General features: G+C 67.9%; 16 protein-coding genes. 7 read left to right on the top strand and 9 right to left on the bottom strand.

Going from position 1 to position 16,830, the window contains the following annotated elements; translation table 11 throughout:
• Positions 1-15: 15 nt before the first annotated feature.
• The 4 genes from POL67_RS21005 to POL67_RS20990 form a co-directional block, all read right to left on the bottom strand.
• Positions 16-813 carry a hypothetical protein gene (locus POL67_RS21005; protein WP_271919731.1) on the bottom strand — a complete coding sequence of 266 codons (798 nt, stop codon included), beginning with the start codon at positions 811-813 and terminating at the stop codon, positions 16-18.
• A gap of 5 nt (positions 814-818) precedes the next feature.
• Positions 819-2,264: a hypothetical protein gene (locus POL67_RS21000; protein ID WP_271919729.1), complete on the bottom strand. Its 1,446-nt coding sequence runs from the start codon at positions 2,262-2,264 to the stop codon at positions 819-821.
• Positions 2,265-2,339: 75 nt separating this feature from the next.
• A complete protein-coding gene (locus POL67_RS20995; RefSeq protein WP_271919727.1) occupies positions 2,340-3,056 on the bottom strand; it encodes a hypothetical protein in 717 nt (238 codons plus the stop codon).
• Between the two features lie 75 nt (positions 3,057-3,131).
• Positions 3,132-4,082, bottom strand: a complete 951-nt coding sequence (locus POL67_RS20990; RefSeq protein WP_271919725.1) for a hypothetical protein — start codon at positions 4,080-4,082, stop codon at positions 3,132-3,134.
• Between the two features lie 119 nt (positions 4,083-4,201).
• Here POL67_RS20990 and POL67_RS20985 point away from each other — a divergent pair, with 119 nt between their 5' ends.
• Positions 4,202-5,431 (top strand): zinc-dependent alcohol dehydrogenase, encoded by a 1,230-nt coding sequence (locus tag POL67_RS20985; RefSeq protein ID WP_271919723.1) that lies wholly within the window; start codon positions 4,202-4,204, stop codon positions 5,429-5,431.
• On the opposite strand, the gene POL67_RS20980 is transcribed toward POL67_RS20985, so the two are convergent.
• From POL67_RS20980 to POL67_RS20970, 3 genes are all read right to left on the bottom strand, one after another.
• Positions 5,347-6,354, bottom strand: a complete 1,008-nt coding sequence (locus POL67_RS20980; protein WP_271919721.1) for an HTTM domain-containing protein — start codon at positions 6,352-6,354, stop codon at positions 5,347-5,349. The genes POL67_RS20985 and POL67_RS20980 overlap by 85 nt on opposite strands.
• 14 nt (positions 6,355-6,368) lie before the next feature.
• Positions 6,369-6,866 (bottom strand): hypothetical protein, encoded by a 498-nt coding sequence (locus tag POL67_RS20975; RefSeq protein ID WP_271919719.1) that lies wholly within the window; start codon positions 6,864-6,866, stop codon positions 6,369-6,371.
• A gap of 89 nt (positions 6,867-6,955) precedes the next feature.
• Positions 6,956-7,393, bottom strand: coding sequence for a hypothetical protein (locus tag POL67_RS20970; protein ID WP_271919717.1), 438 nt, complete (start codon positions 7,391-7,393; stop codon positions 6,956-6,958).
• Between the two features lie 114 nt (positions 7,394-7,507).
• On the opposite strand from POL67_RS20970, the gene dhaK reads away from it, so the two are divergent.
• The 5 genes from dhaK (at position 7,508) to POL67_RS20945 (ending at position 13,404) form a co-directional block, all read left to right on the top strand.
• On the top strand, positions 7,508-8,509 hold the full coding sequence (gene dhaK / locus POL67_RS20965) for a dihydroxyacetone kinase subunit DhaK (RefSeq protein ID WP_271919715.1): 1,002 nt from the start codon (positions 7,508-7,510) through the stop codon (positions 8,507-8,509).
• Between the two features lies 1 nt (position 8,510).
• Positions 8,511-9,146 carry a dihydroxyacetone kinase subunit DhaL gene (dhaL, locus tag POL67_RS20960; protein WP_271919713.1) on the top strand — a complete coding sequence of 212 codons (636 nt, stop codon included), beginning with the start codon at positions 8,511-8,513 and terminating at the stop codon, positions 9,144-9,146.
• Positions 9,143-11,518 (top strand): phosphoenolpyruvate--protein phosphotransferase, encoded by a 2,376-nt coding sequence (gene ptsP / locus POL67_RS20955; protein ID WP_271919711.1) that lies wholly within the window; start codon positions 9,143-9,145, stop codon positions 11,516-11,518. The genes dhaL and ptsP overlap by 4 nt, the downstream gene beginning before the upstream one ends.
• Positions 11,519-11,529: 11 nt before the next feature.
• Positions 11,530-12,624: a DUF4241 domain-containing protein gene (locus tag POL67_RS20950; RefSeq protein ID WP_271919709.1), complete on the top strand. Its 1,095-nt coding sequence runs from the start codon at positions 11,530-11,532 to the stop codon at positions 12,622-12,624.
• A gap of 261 nt (positions 12,625-12,885) precedes the next feature.
• Positions 12,886-13,404 carry a hypothetical protein gene (locus POL67_RS20945; protein ID WP_271919707.1) on the top strand — a complete coding sequence of 173 codons (519 nt, stop codon included), beginning with the start codon at positions 12,886-12,888 and terminating at the stop codon, positions 13,402-13,404.
• Between the two features lie 21 nt (positions 13,405-13,425).
• On the opposite strand, the gene POL67_RS20940 is transcribed toward POL67_RS20945, so the two are convergent.
• Both POL67_RS20940 and POL67_RS20935 read right to left on the bottom strand, forming a co-directional pair.
• Positions 13,426-14,994 (bottom strand): alpha/beta hydrolase, encoded by a 1,569-nt coding sequence (locus POL67_RS20940; protein ID WP_271919705.1) that lies wholly within the window; start codon positions 14,992-14,994, stop codon positions 13,426-13,428.
• Positions 14,995-15,102: 108 nt separating this feature from the next.
• A complete protein-coding gene (locus tag POL67_RS20935; protein WP_271919703.1) occupies positions 15,103-15,339 on the bottom strand; it encodes a helix-turn-helix domain-containing protein in 237 nt (78 codons plus the stop codon).
• Positions 15,340-15,382: 43 nt separating this feature from the next.
• Between POL67_RS20935 and POL67_RS20930 the strand changes: the two genes are divergently transcribed.
• Positions 15,383-16,720: a hypothetical protein gene (locus tag POL67_RS20930; protein ID WP_271919702.1), complete on the top strand. Its 1,338-nt coding sequence runs from the start codon at positions 15,383-15,385 to the stop codon at positions 16,718-16,720.
• Positions 16,721-16,830 lie beyond the last annotated feature (110 nt).

The following is a 16,830-nucleotide window of genomic DNA, read 5'->3' as shown; positions in this document are numbered from 1 at the left end:
CCGCTCGTTTCGGTCTTACGTCCACACGCGGGAGATCGCCGTGCCGTTCACCCTGCCGGTGCGCGCGTCGACGCCCGCCTGGATGAACAGGCCGGTGATGCTGTCGAGAAGCGGATACTCGTGGAAGTACAGCCCCGTGCTCTGCGTCCACAAGAGCGGCTCGACGCGCAGGAGCTGGTGGCCCTTGATGTCGAGCGGGTAATCGCCCTCGCCGCGCAGGGCGTGGACACGGCTCCAGGCGTCGCTGTTCCACGTGTAATACCAGGTGAGACCACCGCTGTCCGGGATCGGGAAATCGATGTACCCTTCCTCGCGTTTGTCGATGGGGAAGTGCTGTTTCTTCGCGTAGCTCCGGATGAACGCCGAGCTGCCGAGCCAATGCAGCAGGGTCTCGTGCAGCGAATCGCCCACGAGCGGCAGCTCGAAGTGGTCGAACTCCGCATCCCCCTCGTCGCTCGGATTGCGCACGGTAAAACCGTGGCGCTGGAGGGCCCGAACGAGGTCGCTGAAGGACCGTATCTCCTGGTGAAACAAGGGCAGGATCGCCGAGGCCTTCACGATCTCGGCGGATGGGTACTTCGCGCGCGCCTTCTGCGGGGCCGCCTGCGCGCCGTGGAGGATGACGTCCGCCGTCGCCATCAACTTGTTGGTCACGCCCTTCGCGCCCAGCCCATACAGCATCGTGCGGTAGAGCTCGTAATCGTCGACGTCGGCCACGTACACGCTCTTGCCCGCCACGCCATTGGGGGTGTTCGCGACGGTTTCGCCGGGGCCTGCGTGCGCGCGGGTCGGATGTTTCTTCAGAGGAAGCATGGGCCTCACTTCCCGTCTTTGATCTCGATGACGCGCGGCTTGTCCGGTGCGTGGCAAATCAAGATCGGGTTCTCCTCGTTCATCGTGGCCTTCACGTGCGAGATGAGGGCCTCTCCCTGCGCCTGGCTCTTCACCTCGACGCCGAGCCGCCGCCCGCCTTCGAAAAACTCCACCAAGCGAATGTCGGCGACGCCGGGGAACGTGGCGAGGGCCTTGCGGGTCGAAGGAAACGTGAACTTGTTCGCGTTTCCGGGGTTCACGTCGTAGAGATACACGAGCGGCGTCTTGCACCCCTCCGCGAACGACCAGCCTTTCCCCTCGCGCACCCGGTACACCTTGCCCTCGGCGGACGCCCACATCGCGTCGCCGTCGAGGACCATCGAGCGGAAGATCATGGGCCAGGAGAGCTTTCCGATCTCCACCCATGTCCCGCCCTCCCATCGCGCGAGCGAGGGGCCCGCGACCACGTGCAAGACGCCGCTCGTCGAGACGAATGCGAGCGTCGGCGGCGCCTCGGTCCGGGGCAACGCCGTGAGCTCGCCGCCTTTGAGCTGGAGAATCGGATTGTTTTTCCCCGAATAAAGCCAGACCTCGTCCTTGCCGCCGAGGAGCTTCGGCCAAAAGCCGATGTCCTTCACGAGAGGCCGAACGTCGATGAACCGCGATTTCGTCGCGTTCTCGTCCCATACCTCCAGCGCCGGCCCCCGCGTGTGGCACATCTGGCCGACGGCGACGAGCACGCCCGATTTCGAGGCGGCGATCGTGTCCGCCCATATCGCGGGGCGGATCGGCATGAACTCGCTGGACTCGACCTCTCCCGGCTTGCACCCCGCCTCCGTGGGCATCTGCTGCTTCCGATCGAGCTTGGGCCCGCGCACGGTCGAGAAAAAGATCCCGTCCCCGTACGCGTACGACCATCCCAGGAGCAGGACCGATTCTCCGATCCGGGCGATGCCGTTGATCGCGGCCGGGCCACCGCCCCAGGCGAAGGATTTGCGGGTTCCCTTTCCGGTCAGCGGCATGTACGAGGGCACCGGCGCCCGCATGCTGTCGCTGCGATAGAGCACGTCGATCGCGTCGGGCCAAAGGCCTTGCACGGAGTCGATGACCGTCGCCTGCGGCCCGCCAATCTCGGGCGGGATCGTCTCCTTCAGCCATTCGACGCCGTCGCCCACGATCCGGCCGACGCGTTGCTTGTGCGTCACCACGACCGCGCCCTCGACGTCGAAGACGGCCTCCGGCTTGCTGCTGCCCGCGGGCGCGAATTCTTCGAGGACGAGCGTGGGCACGGCCTTCGGCCCCGCGGGCTCCGCCAAGGCCGCGCTCGCGCTCGGCGCGGCCTTCGGCGCGTCTTGCTGCGGCGGCGGGGGCTCGTTCTTCTTGCACGACGCGACGCAAGCGAGCATCACGACGAGCGGGAACATGAAAGGAAAATGGGCGGTCCTCTGCATGGGCCGCCCGGAACTATCGGCGATCGGTGCGCCCTTGTCCACCCACGACGCGCCCGCGTGGGGCCGCCGCCTCCCTCAATCGATGCAGACGAAGCCCGTGAATCGGTAGACCTGCTCCCGGTCTGCGACCCGCACCCGCCCGCTATTCGGCACGAAATAATCCACCGCCGACGTCGGGTGCAGCCCGCAACCACAAAGCTCCATGTCGAACAGCCGCACCCGGAATCCCCCCCGGACCTTCCGGACGTTCGTCGTCTCGATGCGATCCACCAGGAAATCGCGGCCGTCGTTGATCTCGATCGTGTACTCCGGGTTCGCCGTCGTGAGCGCGACCGCGAAGCCGAGCGCCTCCGCCTGCGAGGTCACCGGGGCGAAACGGTCGACGAACCCCGCGGCCGTGTCGATGAGCTCGAAGTGCCCGCCGCCCGTCGCCAGCAAATATCGCCGCTTCTGCGGCAACATGCAGCCGAGGTTGACGATCCCCACCGCCGAATCCTCGCGCGCGTCCGCATTGCATTCCGCGATGGCCACGCGCGGCGAAAGGCCGCCGAGCGCATCGTCGATGCGCAGGGTGTTTCCGAAACATCCGAATGGCTGGATCGTGGCGGAGGCCGAGCAATCCAGCGTGTCCTCGCTCCGGACGCAGCCCGCGGCGAGGAACGGCTCCACGTTGACCGCCGGCACGCGCGGCGGCGGATGCTGGATGATGACCGGATCCCGCGCCGACGCCTCCGCCGCGAAGCCCGTCACGAGACCGAGACCAAGCGCGAGAATCGGAAAAACGTGCTTCATGGTCATGCCCTCCCCGACGTACCTAAGCCCGTACGCCTGGGTGGCAAGCCGCCACGCGCCAGCCTCTTCTTCCCGTCAGAACCGCAAGACCCCATTCTCCAGCACGACGCCCGTATTCGCGCCCTGCGCCTTGACGAGCTCGATCCGCGTGCGGCCCTCCGACAGGAACATGGCCCCCCCGACGACCGACGCCGCGCCGAGGCCGAGCGTGATGAGGCCAATCGTGCGGACGGCCCGAACGCTCTTCATCGGATCCGTGTTGTCGGGTCTCGGGGTCGTGTCCATGGTGAAACTCGCAGCCGTGAACATGACGCCGCCGAGGCTGAGCACGCCGCCCATCGTCACGAGGAGGATGCCCGACGCGAACCGGGCCATGCTGGTGCCTTTGACGCGCGCCGTCACGTGGCCCGCCTGGGAATCGAGGCGGAAGGCCTCGGTCGGGAACATGCCGGGGGCGCTGATGAAGAACCGATGGCCGTCCCGCCCGTCGACGAGCCTGTCGCACGGCGCGCTGCACATGAACTTGGTGATCGTATTGGGTCCAGCGTACGCTTGCTGCTGGTAGCCGCCGCCGACCTCGCCGTCGATCCGTGCGAGCTCCACGTTGGGCCAATCCGATTCGATGTGGAGGAACGGCACGCCCTGCCCCGGCGCGAGCGGCGCGGCTGCGGCCGGCGCGGCGGCGGCCGGGGGCGCGGGGGCGGGGGCTTCCTGCGGGCCGCCCGCGATCTTGGCGATCTCGCTCCACGGGATGACGCTCTGCTCCCCCGCGACGATGACGATGACGCGTTGCCCCGGCTCGACGTTCACGAGGGTGCCGCGCATCGTGCTGCCATTCTTGAGCTGAATCTCGGCGGGCCCCGTGGTCACCGAGCCCGCGCCCGGGACCGAGACCGAGACCGGGGCCGCGGCCGGCGCTGCGGCAGGGCCCTCGTCCGGGACCGGGCCCTCGTCCGCCCGCGCCACACCTGCGGAAGAAGCGCCCACGAGCGCCACCACACCCACCCACCGTGCAACGAAGCTCATGGGTCCTTCATAGAGCAAACGAGCGCGCGGGTGAAGAGCGCACCGAGCAATCCGAGGCATGTTTCTTCCCTGGGCAACACGGGCCGCCGGCGTTAGGGCCCAGGCGAGGGGGTGGCTGCATGAAAGCCGTCGTGTTTCACGGGGTCGGCGACATCCGGCTGGATGACGTCCGCGAGCCGAAGATCAAAGAGCCGACGGACGCGATCGTGCGCCTGACGGCGAGCGCGATTTGCGGGACCGATCTGCACTTCGTCCGCGGGACCATGTCCGGGATGAAGCCGGGCACGATCCTCGGGCACGAGGGGGTCGGGGTCGTCGAGGAGCTCGGCAAGGACGTGCGCAACCTGCGGAAGGGCGACCGCGTCGTCGTCGCCTCGACCATCGCCTGCGGCACCTGCTCGTATTGCCGAGCCGGCTACCAGTCGCAGTGCGACAAGAACCCGAATGGCAAGCAGGCCGGGACGGCCTTCTTCGGCGGGCCCATCCAGACCGGCCCGTTCGACGGGCTCCAGGCCGAGTTTGCCCGCGTCCCCTTCGCGCACGTGGGCCTCGTCAAGCTGCCCGACGGCGTGAGCGACGATCAGGCGATCCTGCTCTCGGACATCTTCCCCACGGGGTATTTCGGGGCGGAGATCGCCGAGATCACGCCGGGCGACACCGTGGCCGTCTTCGGCTGCGGGCCCGTGGGCCTCTTCGCGATCGTGAGCGCGCAGATGCTCGGCGCGGACCGGGTCCTCGCGATCGACACCGTCCCCTCGCGCCTCGACATGGCGCGGGCGCTCGGCGCGGAGGTGATCGATTACAACGAGGAGGACCCGATCGAGACGATCCAGCGCCTCACCGACGGGATCGGCGTGGACCGCGCGATCGACGCCGTGGGCGTCGACGCGAACCGCCCGCACGCGGGGCCGGCGAAGGTCAGCCGCGAGGACAAGAAAGAAGCCGATCGAATGGTCGAGCAGGTGGCGCCGAGGACGAACGAGGACGGCGACAACTGGCACCCGGGGGATGCCCCGTCGCAGGCGCTCACCTGGGCCGTGGAGGCCCTCGCGAAGGCCGGGACGTTGTCCATCATCGGCGTCTATCCGCCGCAGATGAAATGGTTCCCGATCGGCATTGCCATGTCGCGCAACCTCACGGTGAACATGGGCAATTGCCCGCATCGCCGGTTCATCCCGAAGCTGCTCGATCTCGTCGCGAGCGGCGTCGTGGATCCCACGAAGATCCTGACGAACCGGGAGCCGCTCGTCTCCGTGATCGACGCCTACAAGGCATTCGATCGGCGCATGCCGGGCTGGGTCAAGGTCGAGCTCGCGCCGCCCTCCGCCCCTGCGAAGAAGGCGGCCTGATCGGGGCGCGGCTCGGCGGAGACGCCGAAGAGCGCGAAGTTCAGCACGAACATGATGGCGCCGAAGAAGTGGAGGCCGAGGAAGACGGCGATCCCGACGTGAAGCGAAAGGATCGCCGCGAGCCACAACCTCCGCGTGCGCTGCGGCCAGATGAACACGCAATACCCGAGCTCGACGGCGAGCGTGCCGAGGCAGGCGAGCTGCGCGATCGCGGGATAGGACGCGAGCCACGACATCTCGAATTGTTTGCAATCCGGGAACGAAAGGGCCCGGAAGAGGAGTTCTCCGTCCCACCAGTCGATCCCGGAGGCCTTCTCGAGGCCGCTGGCGAGGTACGAGATGGCCATGTGAATCTGCATCACGCGCAGCCCGAACCGCGCCGCGGACGCGGACGCGGACGACGGACGGAAGAGCATTTCATCGAGCGAGATCGCACGGCCGGCAGGGACCCAGATCAGATAAAACAGGAAAATGTGGGCGTACCGGTCCACCCCGTAGCCCAGCGGATCGGCGCTGAGCATGAAGGTCCAGTGGAGAAACCACGCGAGCAAGGCGGCGAGCCGCGTGCACAGGCCGACGGCGAGCAGGGCGAGGGCCACGACGTAGGCGGCGCCGAGGGCGCGAATGCCGCTCCCTTCGTCGAGCCCGAGTGAGGAGAGCCCTGCGAGGAGGTCGTGGACACGCGGCCCGAACGAGGCGCCCGAGGCGCCCGAGGCGCTGCCGAAGCCCTGGAACAGGCCGTCGCGCGAGAACCAATCGACGATCTCGGGGCGAAGCGTGGCGGCCTGCACGAGCAGCACGAGCGCGAGGCCGATACGCAAGACAGCGAGCGGCCGCGCCGTGGCCGGGGCGAACAAGAAGGCGTCGAGGGCGCTGCGCGCGCGTGCCTTCACAGCCAGCTCATCGAGGATCGACCGTTCCATGATGTCCCCCTGTCTCACCGGGATCCGCGCTTGAATTTCGCCTGGTAGATCGGCTTCATGCTCGGCGTGCGCCCGTTTCGGTGCTCCTCCATCGAGACCGATTCGAAGTCTTCGACGCGCACGACGACCTCGCGCGCCTCCGGGTTCCGTTTGAAAATCTTCGCCGCGAGCGCCGTGGCGAGGGTGCGCCGATGCTCGGGATCGTCGTACTGGAACTCGGCCGCGACATGGGAGAGGCGGAGGTCGACCTCGCGGCTCCCGCCCGTCTCGAGGGTGGTCGTCGTCCTGCGTTCCTCGTGATCGATCACGTCGAAATGGAGCATGAACTGGTCACGCGCCACGGGCGCGAAGAACCCGTACCCCGTTCCTGCGCCCGAGAGGTCGCTGTAGTGAGAAAGGACGCGCCCGATGGGCCCGACATGGCGCAACGGAACGTCCGAGGCTCCGAGCGTCACGAGGAGCAAATGAGCGGCGGCAAGCCCGATCAGCCATCGGCGCGGCACGGGGCGCATGATCGACTCCTTCCAACCAAACGCCGCCCACCGGATCCCCGGTGGGCGGCCTTCATGGACTGCTTGTTCGTCCGGGATCTGCGTCAATCTCAGCGATAACGGTCGTAGCGACGGTCGTAGCGACGGTCGTAGCGACGGTCGTAGCGACGGTCATAGCGACGGTCGTAGCGACGGTCGTAGCGATCGTCGTAGCGACGATCGTAACGACGATCGTAACGACGATCGTAGCGACGATCATAACGACGGTCGTAACGACGATCCCACGGTTGGGTGCTCAGGGCATCCTCGGATTCGTCTACGGCTTCGTCGGACTCGTTCAAGGCATCCTCGGACACGCCCACGTCCTCGTCGACGAGCTCCGGTGCCGGCGGCGGGATGTCCGCCCGGGCCACGGACGGCGCCGTGACCCCGGCGAGCCCCGCGCCAAAAACGCCTACCACGAGGAGAGTACGAATGAAATTCTTGACCATGAATCCCCCTTCCAGTCCGGAACGTGCGGTCGTCACACCGAACGGCAAGGGTCGCATGGGCGAAACGCTCGCATCGAGGCTTTGCCGTCTTGATTCTCCGCCCCCGCCTCTCTCCCAGCGCCTCCGTTTTCCGCTCGCGGGCCGCTCCCCTCTTTCGGTATCCTCCGCGCGATGAAGAAGCTCCTCAACGCGCCTTCCGATCTCGTGAAGGAGGCCCTCGCGGGCATGGCCCTCGCGCACCCGGACCTCCTCCGCGTCCACGTCGACCCGGCTTTCCTCGTGCGCGCCGACGCGCCCGTGCGGGGCAAGGTCGCGGTGCTCTCCGGCGGCGGCAGCGGGCACGAGCCTTTGCATGGGGGGTTCGTCGGGCGCGGCATGCTCGACGCCGCGTGTCCCGGCGCGGTGTTCACGAGCCCCACGCCGGATCAGATCCTCGAAGCCACGCGCGCCGTCGACGGCGGCGCGGGCGTCGTCCACATCGTCAAGAACTACACCGGCGACGTCATGAATTTCGAGATGGCCGGCGAGCTCGCGCGCGACCTCGGAATCACCACCGAGACCGTGCTCGTGAATGACGACGTGGCCGTGGAGAACAGCCTGTACACGGCGGGGCGCCGCGGTGTCGGGACGACGGTGCTCGTCGAGAAGATCTGCGGCGCCGCGGCCGAGGCGGGGCGAGCCTTGGCGGACGTCGCGGCCCTCGGCCGGCGCGTGAACGAGCACGGGCGCAGCATGGGGATCGCGCTCAGCCCGTGCACGGTGCCGCATGCGGGAAAACCCTCGTTCGAGCTCGGGCCGGACGAGATGGAGGTCGGGATCGGAATCCACGGCGAGCCTGGCCGAAGGCGCGCGAAGCTCGAATCCGCCGATCGAATCACGGAAATGTTGATGGAACCGATCCTCGACGATCTCCCGTTCCGGGCTGGAAAGGACGTGCTCCTCTTCGTCAATGGCCTCGGCGCCACGCCGCTCCTCGAGCTTTACGTCGTGTTCCGCAAGGCGCACGAGATCGCGACGGCGCGGGGCCTCCGTGTCGTGCGCAGCCTCGTCGGGCCGTACATCACCTCGCTCGAAATGGCGGGCGTATCCATCACCCTCCTCCAGGTCGACGAGGAGATGCTTCGGTCCTGGGACGCGCCCGTGCACACGGCGGCGCTGCGCTGGGGGGTGTGACGTGGAAAGCGGAATCTTGAACGGGGACACCGTGGTCCAGTGGATCGAGCGCGCGGCCGAGGTGATCGGGGAAAATGAGAAAACCTTGACCGAGCTCGATGCGGCCATCGGCGACAGTGATCACGGGGCGAACATGGCGCGCGGCTTTTCGGCCGTGCGCGGCAAGCTCGCGGAGCATTCCCGAGACGATGTCGGCGCGATCCTGAAGACCGTGGGCATGACGTTGCTCTCGACCGTCGGGGGCGCGAGCGGCCCGCTCTACGGGACCTTGTTCCTGGAAGCGGCGAAGGTAACGGCGGGAAAACCGGAGATCGATCGGGCGACGATCCTGCAATCGCTCGCGGCCGGGCTCGCGGGGATCCAGAAACGTGGGAAGGCCGAGCCGCTCGACAAGACGCTGGTCGACGCGCTGGGTCCTGCGATCCGGGCCTTCGAGGGCGCGGAGGGGGTTTCGCTCGCCGAAGCGCTCTCGCAGGCGGCCGAGGCGGCGCGGCAGGGAGCGGAGGCGACGATTCCGCTCGTGGCGCGCAAAGGACGGGCGAGTTATCTCGGGGAGCGGAGCGCGGGCCATCAGGATCCGGGCGCCACGTCGATGTGGCTCCTGCTCCAGAGCCTCGCCGAGGCAGCGGCAGAATGAGCCAAACGACGGTCGGGCTCGTCCTCGTCTCCCATAGCCGCGCGCTCGCCGAGGCCACGCGCGCGCTCGCGACGCAGATGACGGGCGACAGGGTGGTCATCGAATGCGCGGCCGGCGTCGGCGAGGCGGGCGAGGCGCTCGGCACCGATGCGACGGCCATCCTGGCGGCGCTCGAACGCGCGGCCGGCGAGAAAGGCGCGCTCGTCTTGATGGATCTCGGCAGCGCCCTTTTGAGCGCCGAGACCGCGCTCGATCTCGTGGATGCGTCGATCGCGGCGAAGACGCGGCTCTCCGCAGGGCCCTTCGTCGAAGGCGCCGTCGCCGCGGCCGTGCGCGCGGCGGGCGGTGGGACGCTCGACGAGGTCGCGGCCGAGGCGCGGCGGGGGCTCCTGGCCAAGGAGGAGCAGCTCGGGGAGGCCCCGCCCGCGCCCGCGCCCGCGTCGGTCGACGAGAGCACGGAAAACGTGTTTTTGGAGGACGCCGTCATCGGCGACGAGCACGGTCTGCATGCACGACCCGCGGCGCGGCTCGTGTCCTGTGCTTCCCAGTTCGACGCGAAGGTCGCGATCGAAAATCGAACGAATGGAAAAGGGCCGCGCGCGGCGGACAGCGTCGTCCTCCTCGCGGGGCTCCAGGCGCGGCGGGGGGATGTTCTACGCATCGCCGGTTCGGGGCGCCAGGCGGAGGCCGCCGTCCGCGCAATCGCAGCCCTCGTGCGCACGTTTGGCACGACGCCCGACGCGCCCCCGCCGCCGGCACCTGACAAGACCACGAACGACCGCGGGATCCCCATTGCGCCAGGTGTTGCCGTGGGACCGTGTGTCCGCCTGGAACGAGCCGAGATCCGTTTCTCGCATCCCTTCACCAAAAATCCCCCCGCGGAGCTCGATCGGCTCACGGCCGCGCTCGACGAGGTCGAGGCGGAGATCCGCGGCGCGTATGGTCGTGACGACATGGCGACCCTGCACGCCACGTTGCTCCGGGATCCCGTCATCCTGCAAACGGCCCGCGAGCGCATCACCAAACAACATCAGAATGCCGCTTCCGCCTTCCACGAGGGGATCGAACGCGCGGCCATGGCCCTCGCGAGCGCGGACGACCCTTACATGCGCGCTCGTATCGCTGACCTGCGCGACGTCGAGCTCGCCGTCTTGCGCGCGCTCGGCGCCGCGCCCGCGGCCGTCCTGCCCGAAGGCCCGCCGGCCCTTCTCCTCGCCGACGAGCTTTTGCCGAGCGAAGCCGCGCGCCTCGACCCCGCGCGCGTGCTCGGCGTCGTCGACCTGCGTGGCGGCCCGACCTCACACGCCGCGATCCTCCTGCGCGGCGCCGGCATTCCCGCCGTCTTCGGAGCCGCATCCCTTTTGAAGGATCTTCCCGCATCCCCTGCCCGCCTCGGCCTCGATGGATCGACCGGCGAGGTGTGGATCGATCCGGGTCCCGAGCGCACGGCCGACCTCGAACGCCGCCGCGCCGAAGAACGGGCCGCGCGGCTCTCCGCGGCGGCCTTTCACGGCAAGATCACCCTTCCCTCGGGCCCGACGGTCGAACTCTGGGCCAATGCCGCGAGCGCGCTGGAGGCGCGCGCCGCCAAGGAAGCAGGCGCCTTCGGGATCGGCCTTTTGCGCACGGAGATGTTTTTCCTCGACCGCGACGACGCGCCCGGTGAGGACGAACAAGCCGACCTTTATGCCGAGGTCCTCGCCGCCTTCCCCGGCGCGCCTGTCGTGATTCGTACGCTCGACGCGGGCGGCGACAAGCGATTGCCATGGCTGCACGTTCCCCCCGAGGAAAACCCTTACCTCGGCCTCCGCGGCATTCGCCTCTCCCTCGATCGGCCCGACCTGCTGGAGACGCAGCTCCGCGCAATCCTCCGCGCCGGGCGGGGCCGGGACGTGCGGATCATGATCCCGATGGTATCGACGGTGACCGAGATCGAAGCCACGAAAGCGGCCCTCGCGCGTGCCGCGCGCACGCTCGACGCCACGGGCAAACCGTATCTCTGGCCCGTTCCGCTCGGCATCATGGTGGAGGTGCCGGCAGCGGCGCTGCTCGCGGATCAGCTCGCCCCGCACGTCGATTTCTTCAGCATCGGGACGAACGATCTCACGCAATACACGCTCGCGGCCGAGCGAGGTCATCCGAAGCTCGCCGCGCTCGCGGACGCGGGACATCCGGCGGTGCTGGATCTCGTGAATCGGGTCTCCCAAGCGGGACGAGCCGCAGGGCGCGCCGTCTCCGTCTGCGGCGAGGCCGCGGCGGATCCAAAGCTCGCGGCGACGTTCGTCGGGCTCGGCATCACGCGGCTCAGCATGGGCCCGGCGGCCCTTGCCCGCGTCGCCGCGGCGCTCGTAGCGGGCGCCGAGATCGGATAACGTCTCGCGCGATGAACGCCCCCCGCTACGCGCTCCCCCGCTCGTTCCTTCCGATTCGCAACGCCCACCTCGCCGGCAAGAAGGCCGCTGGCGTGAAGGAGGTCCTTCCCGCCGGCGAAATCGTGATCACGACGGGGCGCCTCGTGGCCTGCGATCCGCTGATGCAGCCCGAGCGGCCCCCCTTCGAGCGCCTCCTCGCGCCGGGGAAATACCCCGTTCACCTCTTCGTCGCGAAGGAAGGCTCGGTGATCGGATTCGCCGAGATCCGATTGCGAAAGACGGCCATCGACCATTTCGAGCTCGCCACCCTCGCCGGGCAGGATGCAACGACGCTGGGCGAGGGGCGATTCTTCGGCTATCCGGTCGACGCGGGGCTCGGCTGCTTCGCCGACGAGGCCGCCCTGCGTCACCTCCGCAATGCGGACGCCGCGCGCCAGAAGGCGGAGGGGCCCTCGTATGGGAGCTACTACGACGTCGTGAGTCCCGAGCTCCGCGCGAATGGGGACCGGTGGGTCGATCATCGGCCCCAAGGGAGCACGAGCGAAAACGTGATGATCTTCCGCTCTGGCGACGGCGACGGGACCTATGCGACCTACTTCGGCCTCGATGCCGACGGCGAGGTGGCGTGTGTCGTCACGAGCTTCAACGTATTCGCGGAGCCCATCTCTCCGGAGCGCAAGCTGCGGGACCTCACCGAAGTCTTCGCGCCCTTCGTCACCGCCATCGAGCGGGACATCGGCGCCTTCCTGCAATCGAAGGGGTTTTCAGGGCCGAATACGGCCTACAAGGTGAAGTCGGACGGGGGCGAGCTCGATCTCACCTACACGCGCGACGGGCTCGCCTTCCAGGTGCGCACCACGGCGCTCTACCAGTCGGTATTGGACGCCCATTTCCGCTGGACGCGCGGGCGCGCCACGCTCGACGTGGGCAACGAGCACACCAAGGCGGGCGTCAAGCTCGGCCTGCCGAGCGCCTTCGCCGTCGGCAACGCAGCGTATACCTACGCCACGAAGATCGGGGCCTCGTACGGGGCGCACTGGGACGTGCTCGAACCAGCCGTGCTGGGATACCTGCCGATCAAGGCCCCAAAAGCAAGCAAGCGCTGACCACCAGGCTCGTCCTGATCCGGATCCTCTTGCAAGACGTTTGGGCATCCCCGCGGTGGTTTTTTTCACGCTCCGCCAGGAGACTTGAGCGAGGCGAGCCAGGCCGCTTGAAACCCCCGTCCCTCCGCGCGTTCGCGTCCGCTTCCGTGGGCGCACCTCCGCGTGAGGTCGCCTCCCCGCCCGGCCCCGCCGCCTCCCCCAACGGTCCCCTCGCCTTCCCGTTCGGTTTCCAGACGTCACACCGTGGGCTACGCTTCGCCCATGCCGTCGTACGCCCATCTCGTCGCGCGAGTGCGATGTCCTGGATGCAATGTCGAGATCACGAGGCGCCCCAAAGACCTGATCGCATTCCAGTGGGGCTACTGTCCCAGCCGTCAGCCCTGGGAGGATCTGTTTTATCACATCGGCGATGCGCTCCGCTGGAGGCTCGACGATGAGGGCCAGATCCGACCGTGGGTGTATTTCGAGGGCGCGCTCCAGGCGGGCAACCTCGGCGATCCCTTGTTGCGCGATCTCCTGGTACGGGGCCTCAACCTCAACGGGCTCGACATCGAATGCGCGGCGTGCGGCGCGAGCGGTGTCGCCATCCGCATCCGCGACGGCCGCATCGTCGGACTCGAGGCCGCACGCGCGGACTGCGACGTCGCGGTCATCGGCCGGGACGGGCAGATCCACCCGTGTCCGGACCTGGATGACCCCCCCATGCCGATCCTCCAGGTCCGGAGCCGGGTGCTGGCGACCTGCGAAGGTACGGTGATCCCTGGCATGCACGCCCCGTAGGCACGGGCCGGGCGCCGGGGCCTATTTGCGCCCCGCTCCCGCTTTCACGTCGCGCGCCGGGGGCGCAAACGGCGGCACCTCGAACTTGGGGAGCGGCAACGTCACTTCGGCGGGGAGTTCCTCCTTCTTGCCTGTTTTGAGGAATTCATACACCGCCTGCTTCACCGCCGGCTCCCCGCGAAGCTGATAAAACGTGCCGTCGTGGCCGGCGCGATGGACGACGATCGCATGGCCGTTCGGAAAGTAAGGCTTGAGGCCCAGGGTATTTTCGACCGGCGTCGAGGTATCCCAATCCCCATGCACGAACACGACCGGGATCGGGCTCTCGACCGGCTCACGTAGCGCGTCGCCCATGTCGCGGGTAGGCCAATCGGGCGCGGAAGCGATGTTCGATTCGAAGTTCCATGTGCCCAGCATCTCGACGGCCGGATCGGTCCGCAGCTCTCGTTCGCGCGCGGCCGTGACGCCCAGGCTGCTGTCGACCAGGGGTCCGATGAGCTTCGTCTTGCTCGCTTTTCGATCTTCGAAGACCTCGCGTGCCCAGGCCTCGTAGTGCCCGTGATAAAGCGACAAGATGAACGCAGGCCATTGCTCGCCTTCCTGCGTATGCGACTGCAGGGCGAGCTGCAGGTCTTCCGCCCCGAGAACCACCGTGTGCTCTCGACCGGCCTCGTCCTTGACCTGCAGGTGCACCGATTTCTCGGCGAAACGCCGACGCAGCACGCGCACGGCTTCCATGACGCCGCCCGCGGGTAGATAGGGGGCGAGCCCAGGATCCCGGTCGGCGTCGTTCGCGATACGCTGCAGCGCCGCGAACACGTGCGAGGGCATGTCATAGCCGTTGTTCAACGGCTCCACGCCCGAGAGCACCGCGCGCGCGACGATGTCGGGATGGAGTCGCATCACCGCGAAGCTCCACTGGGAGCCGAAGCTCCCTCCGAACAGGCTGATCTTGTCATACCCGAGCGCCCGGCGAAGATCGTCCACATCGGCGGCGAGCTCGCCGATGTCGTAGCCCGAAAGGTCCTTGTCGGGGTTCGCCGCAATCGCCGCCTTGGCCAAGGCCCGCATGGCCTCGGTATCCGCGCGCGCCGAACCGGGCTGATCCAAGGGCAAGCCTTCGCTCATCGCTTCGAGCATTTCGCCCCGGCGTGTATACCCGCGCTGCTCGATCACGACCAGGTCCCCCACGGCCCCGAAGGTCAGCCAGGATCGCAATCGGCTCTTCGCGGCCGCGTCGTCGTCGGTGAGCGCGCCGAGCACGCTCAGACCGGGGCCTCCCGGCAACCAGAAGACAGGCGGCGCGCCGGTGGAACGCGGCGCCTTGATGCGGGCAAACCCGACGCCAATCAAACGGCTGCCGGGGTTTCGCCTGTTCTCGGGCACGATCAACGTGCCGAGCTCGTACGGCACATCGGTGCCGTTCTCACTCTTGACGGTCCCCCGCTCCACGACGATCTCACGGGGCTTCGAGGGGACCGCCGCGGATACCGGCGCCGCGGCCGGCAAGGACGAGGATTGGGGCGTCTGGCTTGCGGAATGGCAGCCAGCCGTGAGCAGGGCGGCGGCGAGGACGAGGGAGCGGGCCATGAGGACACGCCCTACCACGCGTCCCCCGGGGCAGGCAATCGCCCCAGCGCGGAAATGGCGGTCAGCCGGTACCTGTGCTCCCCGCCCATCCGCGCAGGGACGGCGCGCTTACCTCCGATTCTGGATGCTCGAACCCTTCGGGATCATGTCCTCGACCCCGATCCCAAGACCCATGGCGATCCGGACGCATGTCGCGATCGTGACGTTGACGCGCCCATTCTCGATGCTGGACAGGGCGCCCTTTCCGACGCCGCTCGTCTCGGCCAGGTCGGCCAGCGACATCTTTCGGTCGAGGCGCAGCTCCCGCACGCGCGCGCCGAGGGCTGTGAGAAGCGGATGGGTCATTGAGCGGGCTCGAAAAACCGGTATCCTCGGCGCGAGAGGTCCCATGCGCCGTGGTGTCTTCACCTCGTCCCTGCTGCCACTGACCCTTCTCTTCTGCGCTTCGCCCGCGCGTGCGCTGGAGTTCCGCGTCTGCGTCAAGCCGCCGGACGTCCCGCCCGGCCTGACCCAGTGGGCCTATGAGCAGGGGTCGGCGAAGGTGTGGACCACGCGCAGCCGGATGGAGTTCGCGCGGAGGGTCGAGGGGCGCGCCACCTTCATCTTTGACCCCCATGCGCCGCCAGAGAGCGTTCGCATTTTGCCCATCCCGTACAACGCGCTGAAATGCCCGCCGCCTCCGAAACCGGCGCCGGCGAAGGAGCCGCCCAAAGAAGAGAAGAAAGCGGAGGACGGGAGCACGAGCAAAGCGCCTGGCAAGCGCGGCGGTGACGAGGAACGTAAAGGCGGCGACGACGAGGGCAGCGTCGAGAAGCGCGTCGAGAAACATCGCGTTCCGCAGCCGAAGGAGGGCCCGCCGCCTCCGCGTGCTTCGGCCCCGGCACAGCGGCAAGATCCTGTTTTGCCGCGACAAGGTGTCCTGTCGAGCGAGCCGATCCTCCCGCAGCGGGAGGCGAAGTGGGCGGACAAGGAGCACGGGCTCGTGGATCGAGGCGGCGCGCTCCCACAGCTCGTGGACACGGCGGACCGCAAGCCGTTGAACGTCACGTCGTGCGAACAGACGAAGGAGGGCTGCCCGGCGCGGAAGGAGAAGACGCGGCACGGGGCGATCCTGGAGCAGGTGGTGATCGCGGGGGCGATCTTCAACCTGCAAATGAACGAGGACCTCCATCGGCCCGACGGGAAGGAATACGGGATCGTCGGTGGAATGAACGCCGACGGTCCGAACGACCCGAGGCTCCAGGCGGCGGCCGCGGCGGTGATGTTCTCGCCGGTGGCGATGGCGCTCGGCAACAAGTTCATGAAGGCGGCGGCCGAGGCGAGCAAGGCGGGGGAGAAGCTCGTCCTCAAGGATCTGAGTGAGCTGTCGGAGGATGCGGCGGAGTACCTGGCGAAGGAGTATGGAGAGGAGCTGACGCAGGCGCTCGCGGAGGCGGGCGTGGTCGGGCCGTTTCGGGTGATGCAGAAGTTCACGCTGGGGTATGAACGGAAGTGGCAAGCGCACCATATCTACGAAACGGCGAGGATGATCGAGGCCGGCCTCGATGCCCTGGATGGACCGGCGGTGATCCTGTCGAATGAGGCGCACACGGTGATGACGAACAAGCTGCGCGACGCTACGACAGGCATCGGTCGCGACCAGCTACCGAGGCTCTGGAATGCATACAAGAAAGTCTACGCGGATTGTCCCCATTGGCTCAAGGCGATCAAGCATTACTTTGATTGACTGGTTGGGTGAACCGGACATCGAGCGATGAAAACCAAGGTAAAAATATCTTTCCATGGCCACCATGTCCCAGGGGGAGAGCGGACGATCCTCGTTCCGGCGGGCTGCGG

Origin of the sequence: Polyangium mundeleinium (assembly GCF_028369105.1) — a bacterium.
Classification (GTDB): Bacteria; Myxococcota_A; Polyangia; order Polyangiales; family Polyangiaceae; genus Polyangium; species Polyangium mundeleinium.
The sequence above is the reverse complement of the archived record's forward strand: the minus strand, read 5'-3'. Positions and strand labels throughout refer to the sequence as shown.